At 33.7% G+C, this 17,103-nt stretch carries 22 protein-coding genes; 19 read left to right on the top strand and 3 right to left on the bottom strand.

Annotated features, from left to right (window positions below):
• Positions 1 to 9 precede the first annotated feature (9 nt).
• From RDN22_RS04805 to citG, 5 genes are all read left to right on the top strand, one after another.
• Positions 10 to 309, top strand: a complete 300-nt coding sequence (locus RDN22_RS04805; protein WP_308556446.1) for a malonate decarboxylase subunit delta — start codon at positions 10 to 12, stop codon at positions 307 to 309.
• Complete coding sequence (gene mdcD / locus RDN22_RS04800; RefSeq protein ID WP_308556444.1) at positions 299 to 1,966, top strand: biotin-independent malonate decarboxylase subunit beta; 1,668 nt, start codon at positions 299 to 301, stop codon at positions 1,964 to 1,966. The genes RDN22_RS04805 and mdcD overlap by 11 nt, the downstream gene beginning before the upstream one ends.
• Positions 1,954 to 2,619, top strand: coding sequence for a malonate decarboxylase holo-ACP synthase (locus tag RDN22_RS04795; RefSeq protein ID WP_308556442.1), 666 nt, complete (start codon positions 1,954 to 1,956; stop codon positions 2,617 to 2,619). The genes mdcD and RDN22_RS04795 overlap by 13 nt, the downstream gene beginning before the upstream one ends.
• Complete coding sequence (locus tag RDN22_RS04790; protein ID WP_308556440.1) at positions 2,619 to 3,248, top strand: alpha/beta hydrolase; 630 nt, start codon at positions 2,619 to 2,621, stop codon at positions 3,246 to 3,248. The genes RDN22_RS04795 and RDN22_RS04790 overlap by 1 nt, the downstream gene beginning before the upstream one ends.
• A 181-nt stretch (positions 3,249 to 3,429) precedes the next feature.
• The gene (gene citG, locus RDN22_RS04785; protein WP_308556438.1) at positions 3,430 to 4,260 is read left to right on the top strand and encodes a triphosphoribosyl-dephospho-CoA synthase CitG; all 831 of its coding nucleotides are present in this window, start codon (positions 3,430 to 3,432) and stop codon (positions 4,258 to 4,260) included.
• 192 nt (positions 4,261 to 4,452) lie between these two features.
• Here the strand turns inward: citG and RDN22_RS04780 are convergent, their stop codons facing one another.
• Positions 4,453 to 5,307 (bottom strand): hypothetical protein, encoded by an 855-nt coding sequence (locus RDN22_RS04780; protein WP_308556436.1) that lies wholly within the window; start codon positions 5,305 to 5,307, stop codon positions 4,453 to 4,455.
• A gap of 163 nt (positions 5,308 to 5,470) precedes the next feature.
• A complete protein-coding gene (locus tag RDN22_RS04775; protein ID WP_308556435.1) occupies positions 5,471 to 7,027 on the bottom strand; it encodes an SH3-like domain-containing protein in 1,557 nt (518 codons plus the stop codon).
• 121 nt (positions 7,028 to 7,148) lie between these two features.
• Between RDN22_RS04775 and RDN22_RS04770 the strand changes: the two genes are divergently transcribed.
• The 14 genes from RDN22_RS04770 to RDN22_RS04705 all read left to right on the top strand — a co-directional run bounded on the left by RDN22_RS04770 (position 7,149) and on the right by RDN22_RS04705 (position 16,962).
• Complete coding sequence (locus RDN22_RS04770) at positions 7,149 to 7,958, top strand: helix-turn-helix transcriptional regulator (RefSeq protein ID WP_308556433.1); 810 nt, start codon at positions 7,149 to 7,151, stop codon at positions 7,956 to 7,958.
• An 86-nt stretch (positions 7,959 to 8,044) separates the two neighbouring features.
• Positions 8,045 to 8,749 carry a hypothetical protein gene (locus RDN22_RS04765; RefSeq protein ID WP_308556431.1) on the top strand — a complete coding sequence of 235 codons (705 nt, stop codon included), beginning with the start codon at positions 8,045 to 8,047 and terminating at the stop codon, positions 8,747 to 8,749.
• Between the two features lie 369 nt (positions 8,750 to 9,118).
• Complete coding sequence (locus RDN22_RS04760) at positions 9,119 to 9,778, top strand: amino acid ABC transporter permease (protein ID WP_308556429.1); 660 nt, start codon at positions 9,119 to 9,121, stop codon at positions 9,776 to 9,778.
• Positions 9,759 to 10,433: an amino acid ABC transporter permease gene (locus tag RDN22_RS04755; RefSeq protein WP_308556427.1), complete on the top strand. Its 675-nt coding sequence runs from the start codon at positions 9,759 to 9,761 to the stop codon at positions 10,431 to 10,433. The genes RDN22_RS04760 and RDN22_RS04755 overlap by 20 nt, the downstream gene beginning before the upstream one ends.
• A gap of 8 nt (positions 10,434 to 10,441) precedes the next feature.
• Entirely contained in the window at positions 10,442 to 11,182 is a 741-nt protein-coding gene (locus tag RDN22_RS04750; protein WP_308556425.1) for an amino acid ABC transporter ATP-binding protein, read from the top strand.
• A gap of 12 nt (positions 11,183 to 11,194) precedes the next feature.
• Positions 11,195 to 12,064 (top strand): transporter substrate-binding domain-containing protein, encoded by an 870-nt coding sequence (locus RDN22_RS04745; RefSeq protein ID WP_308556423.1) that lies wholly within the window; start codon positions 11,195 to 11,197, stop codon positions 12,062 to 12,064.
• Positions 12,065 to 12,170: 106 nt separating this feature from the next.
• A complete protein-coding gene (locus RDN22_RS04740) occupies positions 12,171 to 12,770 on the top strand; it encodes a histidine phosphatase family protein (RefSeq protein WP_308556421.1) in 600 nt (199 codons plus the stop codon).
• A gap of 95 nt (positions 12,771 to 12,865) precedes the next feature.
• Positions 12,866 to 13,774, top strand: coding sequence for an amidohydrolase family protein (locus RDN22_RS04735; RefSeq protein ID WP_308556419.1), 909 nt, complete (start codon positions 12,866 to 12,868; stop codon positions 13,772 to 13,774).
• Positions 13,775 to 13,789: 15 nt separating this feature from the next.
• Positions 13,790 to 14,461 (top strand): type 1 glutamine amidotransferase, encoded by a 672-nt coding sequence (locus RDN22_RS04730; RefSeq protein WP_308556417.1) that lies wholly within the window; start codon positions 13,790 to 13,792, stop codon positions 14,459 to 14,461.
• Between the two features lie 66 nt (positions 14,462 to 14,527).
• Positions 14,528 to 14,911, top strand: a complete 384-nt coding sequence (locus tag RDN22_RS04725; RefSeq protein ID WP_308556415.1) for a GNAT family N-acetyltransferase — start codon at positions 14,528 to 14,530, stop codon at positions 14,909 to 14,911.
• A gap of 67 nt (positions 14,912 to 14,978) precedes the next feature.
• Positions 14,979 to 15,806 carry a DUF2785 domain-containing protein gene (locus RDN22_RS04720; protein ID WP_308556413.1) on the top strand — a complete coding sequence of 276 codons (828 nt, stop codon included), beginning with the start codon at positions 14,979 to 14,981 and terminating at the stop codon, positions 15,804 to 15,806.
• 38 nt (positions 15,807 to 15,844) lie between these two features.
• Positions 15,845 to 16,204: a DUF6176 family protein gene (locus RDN22_RS04715; protein ID WP_308556411.1), complete on the top strand. Its 360-nt coding sequence runs from the start codon at positions 15,845 to 15,847 to the stop codon at positions 16,202 to 16,204.
• The gene (locus tag RDN22_RS04710) at positions 16,204 to 16,722 is read left to right on the top strand and encodes a GNAT family N-acetyltransferase (RefSeq protein WP_308556409.1); all 519 of its coding nucleotides are present in this window, start codon (positions 16,204 to 16,206) and stop codon (positions 16,720 to 16,722) included. The genes RDN22_RS04715 and RDN22_RS04710 overlap by 1 nt, the downstream gene beginning before the upstream one ends.
• 18 nt (positions 16,723 to 16,740) lie before the next feature.
• Positions 16,741 to 16,962: a hypothetical protein gene (locus RDN22_RS04705; RefSeq protein ID WP_308556408.1), complete on the top strand. Its 222-nt coding sequence runs from the start codon at positions 16,741 to 16,743 to the stop codon at positions 16,960 to 16,962.
• A gap of 24 nt (positions 16,963 to 16,986) precedes the next feature.
• Here the strand turns inward: RDN22_RS04705 and RDN22_RS04700 are convergent.
• On the bottom strand, positions 16,987 to 17,103 hold a 117-nt coding region (locus RDN22_RS04700), incomplete at its 5' end, for an IS3 family transposase (RefSeq protein ID WP_308554877.1).

The raw sequence follows: 17,103 nt of genomic DNA, 5'->3' as shown, positions 1-17,103 counted from the left end.
TCAAGAATAATGGAAAAGCTTCATTTTACTTATCAAAATAATAATGCAGTTAAAAAATTCGTTCATGTTGGAGTAGTCGCTTCTGGAGATTTAGAAGTTTTGCTTTATCCAACAGATGAAAAAGAAACAACTTTAGATATTGTTACAGGTAGTGATGGTTTTAAAGATGTGTGGAAAAATGTTTTAGATCGTTTCTTTACCCGTTATCCATTAAAGGGAAAATTTGTTATTCACGATTTTGGTGCCACACCTGGTGTTGTTAATTTGCGTCTAACTCAAGCAATGGAGGCTTTAAACGATGAAGAATAGTTTTGTAGAATTAAATGGTCGTCAACGCGCTTTTGCTTTAGTTGATGAAAATACCGGCCGTGAGATTGTTGGACCAGAATTTGATATGATTTCTCCTCACTTGGAGCCACAAAAAATTGTTCCTGAAAGTGATGATGGGGTAATCGTTGTTAGAGGTCAACTTAATGGCAAAAATGTTGTAATTATCTCAATTGAAGGGGATTTTCAAGGTGGTGGTATCGGTGAAGTTTCCGGTGCTAAGATTGTTGCTACTTTAGAGAAAGTTTTAACTGATAATAAGAATGGTAAGACAGAATATCCAGTTATCATTTTAGATACCGGTGGCGTTAGATTACAGGAAGCTAACTATGGATTACTTTCTATTTCAGAAATTCAAAATGCTGTTATTGCCTTAAAGAAATATGTTCCAGTTATCGGCCTTGTACCTGGTCGCGTTGGTAGTTTCGGTGGGATGTCCATTACTAGTGCCATTCTTTCATATTTGATTACTACTAAAAAAGCCAGAATCGCTTTGAATGGTCCAGAAGTTATTGAACAAGAAGCTGGCGTTCGTGAATTTGATTCTAGTGACAAGGATTTGATTTGGAATACATTAGGTGCTCGTCAACGTGTAGCCACTGGTATTGCAGATGAATTAGTTGATGATGATGTCGACAAAATTAGAGATGCAATTAATTCTGCGATTGATGAAAAGAAAGATGCTCACAGAACCGATAAAGCTGATTTCTACTTATCCCTTTTAGATAAAATTGATTTTGCTAAGCCTTTGAATACGGAACAATATCGTGATTTATACAAGAACAATCAAGCCAATGAGCATGATGTCCCAGCTGCTGTAGCTAGTGAAGAACCTGGTACTAAGAGTAGAGGACGTTTATGGTTTGAAAAATTAACTGGTATTCAAAATGCTAAGTCAGAATATCCAACTGTTCTTCATGCTCAAAAAGATGGTAAGGAATATATTGCTATTGTTCCTGATGAAAATAACAAATTCCCACGTGTTCGCCACGGTGAAGTTGGTTTACAAGAAGGCTTTGTTGTTTCTAAGATCGTTAATAAGATTGTTGAAGAAGACAAGGATAAAGAAATTAAGCGTCCAATCGTTTTAATAGTTGATGTTCCAAGTCAAGCTTATGGCTATAAAGAAGAATTAATTGGTATTCATATTGGTCTTGCTTCTTCAGCAGCCGCATATGCTAAGGCTCGTCAAGCAGGACATCCTGTAATTGACTTTATTCCTGGGGATGCTGTTTCCGGTGGTTTCTTGGCCCACGGTTTACAATCAAATCGAATGATCGCCTTGGGTGATAAATCAATTACAATTCAAGCTATGTCTAAAGCTTCTGCTGCAAGAATTACTCAAAGAACAATTGCTGAACTTGAGGAAGCTACTAAACATGTTCCTGCAATGGCATATGACATTTTTAATTATGAAAAATTAGGAGCTCTTTATAAACTTGTAAAAGATGTTTCTTCTTGGGATGCTAATGATAAAGCTGTTAATGAAATCAATGGTTTGATTGATGAAGCAATTGAAAGTACAAAAGGTAAGCCAACTGATTTACATTTTCGTTATGAAACTCCAATTGCTGTAGCAAGTGGTCGTAAAGCAACTTTAAAGATGCGTAAATTGATTGATGAACAATGGGACAAATAAAAGATATTTGGCCACACGATTTATTGACTTTTAATAATGTAAAAGATTTTATATCTGATGTGAATCCTTTACCCGATTGGGCAAAGGATTCATTGTCTAAAGCGAAAATTGTCGTGGTTAGAAGAGGAAAAATTATAAACGGTAAAATCCCCGTAGGATTGCGAGGATATGAGCGTAATCAAAGAATTGGTGGATATTTAGCTATAGATAATATTGAAAAAATATATCATGTAGATTATTTTATTAAGCATGAATCTTGGAAAAAATTAGCTAAAGAGCGCTATATGATGCCAGAATTTCAGGCATTAATTAAAATTAAGCCATATCTGAAAAATTATCGTTGGGGCATTAGTGGTTCTTTGGCTTATGAAATGGCTACAGGGGTCAAAATGGTCAAACATACACCGGAACACAATAGCGATTTGGATATTATTGCAATTAATTTTCCAAAGATTAGTGTTGAAAAAGCTAAAGAAATTTTGAAACAACTGAATCAATTTGGAACACATGCCGATGTACAAGTGGTTCGTGGAGAAGCTGGATTTTCTTTAGAAGAATATGCTAATAATCGAGCAGATACTAATTTGATAAAAACGGCAACTGGACCTGTCTTAAGTAAAGATCCATGGCAAGCTTTGAGAAGGTTTGAATAATGTTTTTTAAGACTAGTGATGATGTAAAAATAGCTTATTCTATAAATGGAAAAGGTAAGCCAATTATTTTAATTACTGGTTTTGGTGGTTATCAAGAAATTTGGACTGCTCAAAAACAATATTTGTTGCAAATGGGCTATCAAGTCATCACGTATGATCATCGTAACATGGGTAAAAGTGAGCGAACTGCTAAGGGGCAAACGCTTAGTCGATTAACTCAGGATTTGATTGAATTACTTAATTTTTTGCAGATATCCCAAGCAGTCTTTGTAGGTCATTCTATGGGCGGGAGTGTTATCTATAATTTATTAAAAGTTAAGCCAGAGATTATAAAATTTGCGATTATCATCGATCAGAGTCCTTACATGCTTAATACTAGTAATTGGCATTACGGTTTCATGAATTATACTAAAGATAATTTTAAGCAGGAAACTTTAAAAGTTCCTAATGTAAAAGAAACACTAAATGGTGTTGCACCGCAAATTGCCGTTGAAGTAGCAAAAGCAAAAGTAGACTATCCTTTTAATCGCCAAAATAATATAAAATTATTGCAAGAGCATTCAAGCATAGACTGGCGACCAGTAGTTATGAACACTCGTATTCCAATTAATGTAGTTGCTGCAAAGTAAAGTCCATATTATGACTGTAATTTTGCTGAATGGATGAAAAAAGAGAATAATCAAATAACGGCTACGGTTTTGGATAATGTTGGACATGATATTATGTCAGAGGCACCTATTCAATTTAATCAACTTTTGCGTCATTATTTGATGGCTGCACGATATTTAGCATAAACTAAGGAAAGATATAATGTCAGAAATAGAATTTTCGATTGCACAAGATGCCATAAGAGCTTTACTTTATGAAGTTGTTACGGCTCCTAAACCTGGATTGGTCGATCCGATTTCAAGTGGCCCTCATCCTGATATGGATACTTATTTATTTATTGATAGCAGTCTAAGTTTACAGCCATATTTTGAGGAAGCTGTAAGAATAGGGGCCAATTTTAAAGGAAAAAATCTTACCGAAATGTTTAATAAACTTAGACAAGCAGGTATTGAGGCCGAAAAAACAATGTTTGCAGCGACAAACAACGTAAATACTCATAAAGGTGCAATTTTTTCTTTAGGAGTGCTTGTTTGTGCAGAAAGCTATCGTGAAACATCTGGTGGCGATACTTTTGAAATTGTTAAGAAAATGACTAAAGGTTTAGTTAGACATGATTTAAAAAATTTAAATCATAAGCAAACAGCCGGTGAAAAAGAATATTTGCAGTATGGTAAAACCGGTATTCGTGGAGAAGCTGAAGCAGGCTATCCAATAGTAAAAGATATAGCTCTTCCGTTTTTGAAAAATAGTACCGGTGAATTAAAAGCACGATTACTTGATACTTTGATGAAAATTGCTACTGAAACTGAGGATTCAAATTTAATTAAACGAGCAGGAAATATTCAAGTTTTAACTTGGTTAAAAGAAGTTGCTAACAATTATTTGAGATTAGGTGGCTATAATTCTGAAAAAGGTAGAAAGTATTTGGATCAATTGAATCAAGTGTGTTTGAAGAATAATTACAGTCTAGGTGGTTGTGCTGATTTATTAATATTGACTATCTTTATTGGTTTAAGAAGAAATTATATTTAAAGATGAAGCTAAGCTATTTTAAAAAATAGCATAAATAAAACTCTCAGATATTTGTTGTCTGAGAGTTTTTGTATGTTAATTAACTTTTAACAATTCAGGACGGCGTGCCAATTCAATATATGGTGTGCGTTTTTGATTGCAATTCCTTCAGTTTCACGCAAAGTAATGTATCGTTTACAGATGCTTTTTAGATTAGTAGACAGAAGATTCTGTTTTATAAATTCCACGATTATAAATGTATTTATTTGTTCCGACCTTCAACAAATTATTCTTGCTGCGTCCATACACATAGAAGCCTTGATATGGTTTAATTCGTCCAACTTTTACCAATTTCTTTTTATTCTTTTTAATACGCTTGTAGCTATAAATTGATACTGACTTGCTACCTGTATAATCAATATCAACTGGTTTATTGGCAACTGGCTTTAATGGATCAGAGCCATTCTTAACGGTTCTAGTAATTGAAATACCAATTGGTTTATTGCTTGGAAAGCCCCAGCTGTTTTTCTTTAGGGGATTTGTATAAGAAATATCTCTTATAAGTACACGCCAATTGCTGGTTTGTATGCCTTCATCAAAAGCACGTGGAGCAGAAGCATAGTGATCATTTGCAATTTGAACAGATGAACTACCAGATTCATTAATCATGGTATTGAATAATCTCTCTTTAGGCTCTTCGTTCAAATAGCCACCGTGAACTCCCTTGGGAGTGTAAGTTAACGGAATGAATATTTCTTGAGTATAAGTACCGTTATTTAGTGCAGAAACATTTTCAATTTTTGCATTATACCAAGCAGGAATTAATTCATCCTGAAACAGTGAACTGAAATGTTCCATGATGAGTTTTCGTTCTGCTTTACTGATATCAATAAAATTTTGAGCATCAGTGTATGGGTGAATACGATTGCCAGAAGTACCCATTCTAAAATATTCTGTCCATGCATCTTTGGTTTCTACAGCACTAATCTTTTGTGAATTGACATTGACAATTGGTGCAGCTAGCATTGCAGCAGCTAAAAATGCCGTAACAATATGTTTCTTCTTCATTTTTACATCCTCCATGTAAAAGAATATTATTTTTATACAGTTTAATTTTATTTTGTTCGAAATTATTGTCAATGAAAAAATAGGTGAAGGATGATGGAGCGGTATGATTGGTAAGCAAGTTGGGAACTTTAAGTATAAGAAATTTTATATTTATTAGAATTAATTACTTCACTTCTAACAATTCAGGACGACGTGCCAGTTCAATATATGGTGCGCCGTTTTTGATTGCGATTCCTTCGGTTTCGCGCAAAGTGTGGAATTGATAATGCTTTAGTACTTTTCCTAGTCTATTAATTTGAAAAATATTGTCATTAAAGGCCAAGTAAAAATTGCCATTTGTATAAGTAAAGCCCTGAAGAGGCGAATTATCTTTTACAAAATTGGATTGAGTAGCTTCAACTTCTGCAGCTGTCCAAGTATCACCTTGTCGAGTAATGCGCCAATATTCATAGCTCCCCTTAGTAGCATTATGGAAGACGGCGTACATTAGGTGGCCATTTACGAAGTATGCGTTATGAAAATAGCGTGGATAATATTCAGAACGATTCCAAGTCTTGATTGTCCAAAGATTTTTAATTTGATAATTCTTGCGAGAAATCTGCAAAATTTCTTCGGATTTAGTAGGATTGGACTCTAAATTGTTGCTGGCCAGTACATAGACATATTTTTTTGTGGCACCAAGTGATTGTCCATGTCCTAATTTTTGATATGGAAAGACATTGATGTTTTGGCTAGTGTGTTCAAAACTGCGCCAGCTCATTTTAAGCAAGTTTTGTGTTTGAAGAGGACTGGTTAAATCATTGAGATTATAAGTCACTAAGTGTCCCCAAGTAGCATTAGGCTGACTGAAGTACGAGACAGTTAGCTGATTTTGAAATAGATTGATTCCTTGAGGAATGACACCAACTTGATTTAGTTGATCATCATATTGATCGTAATCAATTAAGTGAAAACGCGGTTGATAAAAAACGGTTCGCATCGTAGCACCATTTGAACCATTATAATTGTCAATCTTGGTTTCTGGTTGGTAGTTGTTTTCTACATTCCAGTTAGGGGATGAGGATTTAGAACTACCTGAAAAAGTCTTCACTTCAGTTGGACCTGGCGTAGGAATTTGATTTGCGACAGTTATTCCTTCATTGACATTGGATCGAACATTGATGTTGGCTTGAGCAGTGAGCTTTTTATATTTGTATGTGATGCGATAAATGCCTGGATTAGCAGAACTAATATTTTTTTGCGAAACTTGGACTTGATTAGGATTAATCATTGTTCCGTGTTTATCCACTGCATAGGCAATTGCATCCCTTACTGGAAAAGCATAATAGTTATTTCTAACTAACGAAATATGCTTAGCCACCGAAATCTTATTTCTCAAAAAGCACTTTTCATTAACCCAGCCAGCTTCTCGGCCATTGATAACTAATTGCCAGTAAGTCCCGTTCTTTGTTTTTGCCGAACGCTGTGACTGGAGCAAGCTAGTTCTAAAATATTTAGTTGAAGAAGTAGCGTTAACTCCGCCTTTTGAAGAGACGTTTTGATAAATAGGGTAGGTTTTATCACTAACTAACTTGGTGTGGACAGTTTGATAGTTGGTTATCTTGGCTGGACGCAAAACGATTTGTCCGTTTTTGATTGGATTGACCTTTTTAGGTAAGAAGAAATACCCTAATAGTGAAAAAGTTAATATTAAAAATAGAATGCTGAATAGTTTTTTCATAGTGCTTTCAATTATCGTATTAATTAAGTGAATTTAATTATTTGCTTCAAAAAACTATTCTAGTATAACAAGTGCTAAAGCGTAAAATATTGAGATTAGCATCATGTGAAAGGTAAAATTTATGACAACTGGAGAAGCATTAAAGCAATTACGTCAATCACTGGGATTAACACAAGCTCAAATGATTAAAGGTAGCAAAATAACAGTTACACATTATTCCAAAATGGAAAAAGGCCAAAACAGAATTTTTGTAGATGATCTGATCGTAATTTTACAGTTACATGGAATATCAATGGCTGATTTTTTTAAGAGGTATTTTCCAACAAATGATGAAATGAATTGCTCTCAAATATCTCAAAAATTAAATCAGGCTTTTTATGATAACGATATAGAAAAAGCTAAAAAAATAAAGGAGCAAATTTTAAATATTAAGCATGCGCCAGCTGAACTAAAAGATAGAGCAGACCTGATTATAGGAGTATTAAATTCAGAAACTGATGAAAAATCTATTAAGCATGCTATGCATGATTTCTTTAAATATCAAGAATGGATGAACGATGAAAATGCTATCGTACTTTTAAGTAATTCTATTCGTAAAGATAATCTAAATGATGTAACGCCATTGGTAATGATGCTAATTAAAAAGTATAAAAAATTAAGTGATCAAAGTTTAACTAAACAGAGAAGATTAGCTACTGTTGGAATTAATTATTTATATATTTTAAGAAAGTATTTTACAGATTCAGATAAAGTTGCTTTTAAAATATTATCATGGTTAAAAGGCCTTGCATCGGATCCAGAACTATGTCTTTTTAAAGAGTTAACCTTGTATTTTTATTTAATATATACGAATAAAGAGCAAGCCATAGAAATTAAAAAGCTTTTAAGACAGGCTGATTATAAAAAGATAAGTGATAATTTGCCAGACTAATTCCCTTCACAGGGGAATATGACTTAAAATTATTCGTTAGCTGTAAAATGTAAATGATGATAGTTAAAAGATAAAGAGGCTAAACAATGAAATCAAGAAAGATTTTTACAACTTTATTTACTGTAGTTTCACTTGCGGCATTACTAGATACAACCCCAATTACAGCTAATGCGGCGAATAATAAAACGGCAATTACATCACAGGCCCAAAAACATTATGTACTCAAAGATACACCTAAGCTTAGCAAATGGGGCTATATTTTAAATGTTAATTCGACAGCTCAACCCATTTTCGTTGGCAAGGATAACTATGAAAAGCTTTTAAATAATCCATTTTTTAAAGGAACTAAGACTATTAGTTCCAAGAAAATTAAACACATCAGATTTAAAGTGATCAAGATTATGGTATTTAAAAATGTGAGTGGCTCCCCAGAATATTTAGTTACATCCAAGAACCATAAATATAATGCTTGGACTCCAAATGCTGGCTTGCAATACTATGCTATCTACAGTAAGCCACTTCAAAAAGTAGTTACCCCATTGAGAAGAATACAAAAAAGAGACTCTGATAGATTAAATAGAAAAACCACTTTAAAAGATGCAGCTTCTGACCATAAGCGAATTGCTAAAAATAAGCAAGATTTTGCTTTAGCAGTCAAAGCAGCTAAAAAGTTGAAAGGTAGTCAAAGAAAGTTTGTTTTAGAATCTTTGAAGCAAATGGAGCAAGATGGCAGTATAAGTAATGTCATGTTAGAAAAACAAAATAATATTTTATTGTGGAGTATTAAATAAGTGAATTTCAAGCAATACGATATTTACTTTACTAGAATTTAACTATTTTACATAATCATTGATATTTTAAATTAAATATTTTTTAAAAAAGTTATTGACATAAAGTAAGCATAGAATTAAACTTACTTATGGTTAATAGCTTACTTATCATTAGTGTTCGGGAAAGGAGTACAAACATGTTGAATTTAACTGCAAACAATCAAATCGTTAACGTATGTTGTCCATGCTGTCAACTTTCTTTGTTATGCAGAAAATTCAGTGTGCCGTACTTCAATAATTAATAACGCTATATTTTAGTAATAATTAAAGACCTACGATCTAAGCTGAATTTAGTTTCGTAGGTCTTTTTGTGTTGTTTGGAGGTTTTATATGAATTGGACGATTATCCAGCAGGCAATGCCTGCCTTTGTAGCAGGGTTCAAGTTAACCCTCTGGCTATCTTTAGTCGGAATTATCGGTTCAATAATAGTAGGAATCATCGCTAGCTTATTTCAATACTTTAAGGTGCCGGTTTTAAGTCAAATTTCTACCGCATATGTAGAACTGGCACGAAATACGCCATTATTGATTCAATTATTCTTCTTATACTATGCTTTCCCAATTTTCGGTTTAAAAATGTCCGCAGAAGTCTGCGGAATCATCGGATTAATCTTTTTAGGTGGGGCATATATGGCAGAAGGTTTTACTGGCGGATTTAACGGTGTAACTAAAAGTCAAATTAACAGTGGTAAAGCTTTAGGAATGAACAGATTGCAACTAGCAAGATATGTTGTCTTTCCACAAGGGTTAGCTCTTAGCGTGCCAGCCTTAGCTGCCAACATCATCTTTTTAATTAAAGAGACTTCTATCTTCTCTGTAATTGCAATTCCAGAATTGACTAATACAGCAATGGACCTAATAGGGATGTATTACCGTTCAAATGAATATTTATTCATGCTGGTAGTTGCATACGCAATAATTTTGATTCCGTTAATTTTGATTTTGAATTGGTTAGAAAAGAGAGTTCGTTATGGTGCATTCGGGAATTAATGTTTTATTTGAAGGAACTAATCTAGCACGGCTATTAGCTGGATTATGGACATCAATTTGGATTGCGGCAATTTCTTTAGTTATCGGATTAGTTCTTGGCACGATCTTGGGAATTTTGCGTACGATGCCCAACAAAGTTATTCGCTTTATTTTAAGACTATATCTAGAATTCTTCAGAATAGTTCCAACAATTGTTCTTTTATACCTGGTTTATTACATCCTGCCAAGAACATTTCATGTTAATTGGGCCGCAACTTGGATGGCAGTTTTAGCCTTCGCATTATGGGTAGCTGCCGAATTCAGTGATATTGTGCGTGGGGCACTTGAATCAGTACCAAAAAGTCAACGTGAATCAGGATTGGCACTCGGTTTAAGCAATATGCAGCTTTTTAGATATGTACTATTGCCGCAAGCACTTAAATTAGAACTGCCTGCAACAATTAACTTGGCAACTCGTGTAATTAAGACTACTTCACTTTTAATGGTAATTAATATCATGGAAGTAATTAATGTAGGTCAACAAATCATTGAAGCTAATAATCAAAAGTATCCAACAGGAGTATTTTGGATTTACGGCTTTATCTTCATCTTATATTTTGTTTTAGATTATCCATTATCAGCTTGGGCAAAGCGTTTAACAGCAAATAAGGATTAGGTGCAATTATGACAGAAGAAATTTTAAAGGTAGAACATTTAGATAAGTTTTATGGCAACTGGCAAGCTTTACACGACATTAACTTTAATCTTAAAAAGGGTGAAGTTTTAACGCTTCTTGGACCATCAGGTTCTGGTAAAAGTACTCTTCTTCGTACTTTGAACGGATTAGAGGATTATCAAAATGGCAGTATTTACTTTCACGATAAGAAAATTAATCCTTCGCCAAAAGAATGGCAAATGTTGAGACAAAAGATCGGTATGGTATTTCAGAGCTATGATCTTTTCCCTAACTTAAATGTGATGGAGAATATTTTGCTTGCCCCGGTTAAGGTGCAACATAGAAAAGAAGACGAAGTTAAAAAACAGGCTGAAGAGTTACTAGAGCGAGTAGGCTTGCAAGATTATGCTTCTGCTTATCCTAGAGAATTATCAGGTGGTCAAAAGCAAAGAGTCGCAATTGTTAGAGCTATGGCTATGAATCCTGAAATTTTGCTTTTGGATGAAATTACTGCATCCCTTGACCCTGAAATGGTTCGCGGCGTGCAAGAAATCGTTGAAGAATTATCAAACAGAGACCATATGACCATGATCGTAGTAACGCACCAAATGAACTTTGCGGAAAAGATCGCAGATGAAGTGCTGTTTCTTGAAAATGGTCAAATCTTGGAAGATACACCAGGCAAAGAATTCTTCAAAAATCCACAAACTGCACGTGCTCGTGAATTCCTAGATAGCATGGATTTCTAGTGGAGGGTTAAGATGAAAAATAGAAATATCTTTAACTGGATTATAAGTGGGCTAGCTATTTTATTAGTGATTGTCTCTGCTTACTTCGGTTTTACACAGAAGGGCTTGAACAGCGGCACATCTGCTAGTCGTTGGAGTAGTCAAAATGGAGTTTCTGAAATTAAAAGACGCGGCTATATCAGGGTTGCCGTCTTTGGTGACCTGCCACCATATGGCTGGGTTAACTCAGATGGTAAGCGAGTAGGTTACGATGTATATCTTGCTCGCCGCATGGCTAAAGACTTAAGAGTGAAGATTAGATTCATTCAAGTTAATGCCAACAACCGTGTTGATACTTTGAATTCAAATAAGGCAGATATCGTTTTGGCTAACTTTACAGTTACGCCTGAAAGAAAAGAAGTCGTAGACTATGCTAAGCCATACATGAAAGTTTCTGTTGGAGTGATTTCGCCAAAGAGCGCGCCAATCACTACTGCTAGTCAATTAAAGAATAAGAAATTGATTGTTACCAAGGGTACTACTGCCGAAAACTACTTTTCAACTCAAAAAGGCGTAAGCTTGTTGAAGTTCGATTCTAAGACTCAGCAATTTAATGCGTTAAAAAATGGCAGAGGAGCAGCTTTAGCTGATGATAATTCATATCTGTATGCTTGGGTAAAGCAAAATCCTAAATATATAGTTGGTATTAAGAGCATTGGACCTAAGCAATATATTTCGCCTGCTGTTAAGAAAGGCAATCGTTCATTATTGAGATGGGCAAATAAGGAAATTACTAAGCTAAATAAAGAAAGCTTCTTTGTAGAGGACTACAATAAGGAATTAAGACAATACTTTGGTAAGGACATCAAGCCAACTGATATTATTTTGAAGCAAGGTAATTAATAAAAGAGCTACGTTAAAATCAACGTAGCTTTTTTGATATTTGACTTTGAAACCGCTTTTTTAAAAATTATAATAAAATTATATATAAACGTTTGAGAGGAAAAATATGACAACAATTTATTTAATGCGACATGGTCAGACTTACTTTAATTTATGGCATAAAATTCAAGGCTGGTCAGATTCGCCTTTAACTGAAGAAGGAATTAATCGGGCAAAACAAATGGGTGACTTTTTCAGATCGTATAACATTCATTTTGATAAGGGCTATACTTCAACTGCTGAAAGAGCATCGGATACTTTGGAATTGGCTACTAATAATGAGCTGCCTTATCAGAGGCTAAAAGGCTTAAAAGAATGTTACTTTGGCAGCTTTGAAGCACAAGATGAGCGACTTAATCCGCCTATACCATATAAAGATTTTTTCGTGAAATATGGTGGCGAAAGTGAAGACCAAGTAGTAAAAAGAATGACTGATACACTTTTGAAAATTGCACAGGATAATCCAGGTGATAAAAATATACTGATAGTGTCACATGCGGGTGCAATCCTTAACTTTTTGAAATCTATCAATGCAGATATGGATAAGATCTTTAAAATTGGCTTTTCCAATGCTTCTGTTGCCAAAATTGAATTTGACAATGGTCAATTTAAACTTACTAAGATTATTACTAAAAAAGATGATCAATTTGTAGTATCAGAGTTTTAAGTAAAAAAGCATGAAGTTATCAAGTGAGATGAAGTGATAGATCGTATTACCATTGCTTATGTTATAGTATCTGACGTTTAATTAGGAGATTTTTTATGAAAATAGATTCATATGCACATATTTTACCAACTGAATATTATGAAAAAATGTTGGCTATCGAACCCAACATTCCTAAGATGTTCCCATTTATTAAAATCAAAACATTAGTGGATTTAGACGCTCGCTTAGCACAATGGCCAGATGAAAATACTAAGCAGGTAATATCTTTAGCCAACATTAGTCCAGAAGATTTTGTTGGATCAGAACTTGCCGCTGAACTTTGTCGTGGTGCAAATGATGAATTAGCGAACATCGTTGAACAGCATCCTGACAAGTTTGCAGGTGGTGTTGCCATTTTACCAATGAACAATATTGAAGCAGCTTGTGAGACTATTTCATCTATAAAAGAAAGTAAAAACTTAATTGGTGCACAAATCTTTACGCGTCATTTGGGCAAAAGTATTGCTAATGCAGAATTTAGACCAGTATTAGCTCAAGCGGCTAAGCACAATGTTCCATTATGGATGCATCCCGTATTCGATAATAGAAAACCAGACAATAATTTGGTATTTTCATGGGAATATGAGCTATCTCAAGCGATGCTTCAATTGGTAGAAAGCAATGTTTTTGAGGATTATCCTAATTTAAAGATTCTAGTTCACCATGCTGGTGCAATGGTTCCATTCTTTAGTGGTAGAATTGATTATATTTTAGATAAGGAACATGCTCAAGACTTTAAGAAGTTCTATGTTGATACTGCTATCTTAGGTAATACTCCAGCATTGCAATTAGCAATTGATTATTATGGCCTAGATCATGTATTATTTGGTACAGATGCACCTTTTGCAGTAATGCCATCTGGTGCTGATAAGATTGTAACTCAAGCAATTAATGATTTAGGAATTAGTAAGGAAGATAAGCAAAAGATCTTTTCTGATAATTTCTATAAGTTCATCAATGAATAATTTGAGGGGATAGATATGAGAATTAACGTTTTACAACATACACCTAATGAAGGACCAGGCTCAATTGAAAAGTGGGCTGATCAGCAACATGCAGAATTTTACGTTTACCATCCTGCAACTTTTGGTAAATTACCTACTGCAGAAGAAACTGACATGTTGATAATATTGGGCGGTCCAATGAGTCCTAACGACGATTTTCCTTGGATTCATCAAGAAAGACAATTAATTAAAGAATTGGCTAAAGAACATAAGCCAATGTTTGGTGCTTGCTTTGGCGCACAACAAATTTCTAAGGCATTTGGTGGCACAATCTCAGATGCAAAATATAAGGAAGTAGGTTGGGCACCTGTATATTTGAAGGATAAGCAAATTGCAGGAATTCCTGATAAATTGACTGCCTTGCATTGGCACCAACAAATGTTTTCAATTCCTGAAGGCGGCAAGTTGCTATTTTCCAGTGACTTACTTGAAAATCAGGGTTTCATATTAGGAGATAATATTGTTGGTTTACAATTTCACTTTGAGCCATTAGAAAATAACTTGCGTGAAATCGCAATTAATGATGGTGGATACGCTGATGATAATAATGCATTAAAGCAAGATGCTAGTGAAATCATTGCACATGGTGTTCCTAAAGAAAATGAAAAAGTAATGTTTACAATTTTGGATTATATTAGTAAGAATTAAGTTGAACCGCTAAGTAGTTGGAGAGATCTAATTGCTTAGCGGTTTTTAAGAAATTAGGTGAGTTACATGGAAATAAAGCCCTATGAAGAAAAGTACTTTGAGCAACTTTGCGATGTAATGGATGCTGGCAGGATGCAAGAACTACAAAGTGAAAATTTAGAAGGGACTTTTATTCCGTTAAAGAGCGCACCATACCTAGATTATTTGTTGAATTGTAAAATCTATCTTGCTTTGGATAATGAAGAAATGTTAGGTTTTATTGGTTTTAGACCTCACAGCTTGGAATTCGTTTATGTTCGTCCAGATATGCAAGGACAAGGAATCGCTAGTCAATTGATTGAAAGAGCTTTGAGTGAAATGAGTCGACCAGTGAAACTAGATTATTCACAAATAATTTTCGTGCTAAGAAATTGTATGAAAAGTTTGGTTTTAAGGTTGTTGATACAGTAGTAGATAAGTGGTCGGATGAATTTCCAGTGAAGTTTTCGCAAGATACGATGGAATTGGGAGAAAAATAATGAAAGATACCACTGTAACAATAAAAAATACATTAGAGCAAAAATTAGATAATCAATCTGCAAAGTATACAAATGAAGAAGTTAAATGGCTGTTTGAGCATATTGGGGATTCTGATAATTTGATTCGTGATAACTTAGTTTGTAATAGTTTGGGAAGTGCATTGTTTGAGGAAAAATTCTCGCTTCATCAAGTTGATTTTTTGATAGAGCAACTTGAAATAAACAATACTTTATTTTATAGAATGGATAAACAAGGGCAAGCCACTTTGACAAGATCATTTGCTTGCCTACTTTGGGATTTACTTATTCGAGTTAATAATGATTACGATTCAAAATATTTTGGAATTCTAAGTAAATCAACAGAAATAAAAGCATTTAAAGACTTAATTAAATATTTATCTTTAGAACAAGATTTTACAGGATATTCAACTAAATATGGATGGGTACATGCTGTTGCTCATTGCTCGGATGCATTAGCAGATGGAATTAAAAGTGATAATTTTGATTCTAAGCTAACTACTCTTTTATTATCTTCTACTTCAAAAATGTTAATTAAGGTAGATAAACGTTTTATTGATGGAGAAGAATATCGATTAGCAGATGTTTTTGTGGAAGGTATTAAGAATAAAAAAATTTCTGCTAAAGCTTTTCTGGATTGGATAAATACGTTTGATTTTGATCCTTATTCTTCAGATTTGAAAGAATATCATCGATTTAATAATTTGAAATCTTTTTTAGAAAATGTATATGTAAAATTGAATGCTCTTTCGCTATTGGATTTAAAAATAAGAACATGTATTGAAGAAAAGTTTAGCTTAGAATATTGATTATAAATATAAAGAGTAAAATATATCAGGTGGAATAAATGAAAATTGAACTAACTCGTTTTCGAATTAAAAAAGGTAAAGAAGCAAAGGCTCAAGAATGGATGGATTTTTTGAACAATCATCATGAAGATACTGTTGCTACAATGGCTAATGAAAAGATGTATGTTGAAAATGTCTTCAAAGAAGAAAATCCTGATGGTTATACTTACTTTTATTGGTATTCGCTGCAAGGCGAAGGTGGTCAGGCTGTAGAAGAGTCCGAAAGCTATATTGATAAAAAGCACATTGAGTATTGGGATGAATGCATTGATAATAGCTATCGCCCTGTTGATATGGTGTTAGAAGAAAACTTGATTGCGCCTTTAATTGATGAAGCAATTGGAAAGAAGAACAAATGATGAGAGCATTTACTTTATATAGTTTTAAAATAAAAGGTCATTTAGTAGAATTAGTTTTACCAGAAGTGTGGCAAGCAGCAGAATTATTTGATCAACTTCAAAAAAATCATGATCAATTTGCTAAATACTTAAAGTGGCTCAATAGCATTGATTCTATTCAAAAAGAAACTGAATCAATCAAGATATTCCAACAAAAGATGGTTGATGGAACTGCATTTAATTTAGTTATTATAATTGATGGGAAAATATCAGGAATGATCGATCTACATAAGCTAAATAAGAAATCTGGTGAAGTGGGATATTGGCTATCAGGTGATTTTCAACATTTAGGAATTATGACTAAATGTGTAGAATTTTTAATTGGGTATTCTTTCAAACAATTGAAGTTGGAATATTTAATTTTGCGTACTGCACAGGAAAATTTTGCTAGTCAACATGTAGCTGAACGTACAGGCTTTAAATATATTGATGACGATGAGAATGATCATAAGGTATTTAAATTAAAAAATAAAATTTAGTTATTTGTGGTATTAATAATGAAAAACCCTTTTATGCCAGGCTTTGGTCGTATTCCCAATATGTTGTTAGATCAACAAAATACTCTACAGAATTACCTTTTTCATTTGAACATTGGGGATGCAAAGTATCAAACTTCCTTAGTTTATGGAGTTAGAGGTAGCGGAAAGACTGTCTTTCTTTTAAATGTCCAAAGAAATTATGAAAAAGAGAAAAATCATTACTTCGTTCGTTTAAACTGAAGTGGGACCTAAAAAGTAGACATTTTAAAACATAGGATTAATAGAGGCTTGATTCCGATATTCTTTCGGAGTTAAGCCTTTTAATCTGCTCTTTATCCTTTCTTCGTTATAGTATTTGATATATTCCTCTATAGCTTGAGC

This window comes from uncultured Lactobacillus sp. (assembly GCF_902491705.1).
Taxonomy (GTDB): domain Bacteria; phylum Bacillota; class Bacilli; order Lactobacillales; family Lactobacillaceae; genus Lactobacillus.
Note: the sequence above shows the minus strand (reverse complement) of the source record. Positions and strands in the feature narration are given on the sequence as shown.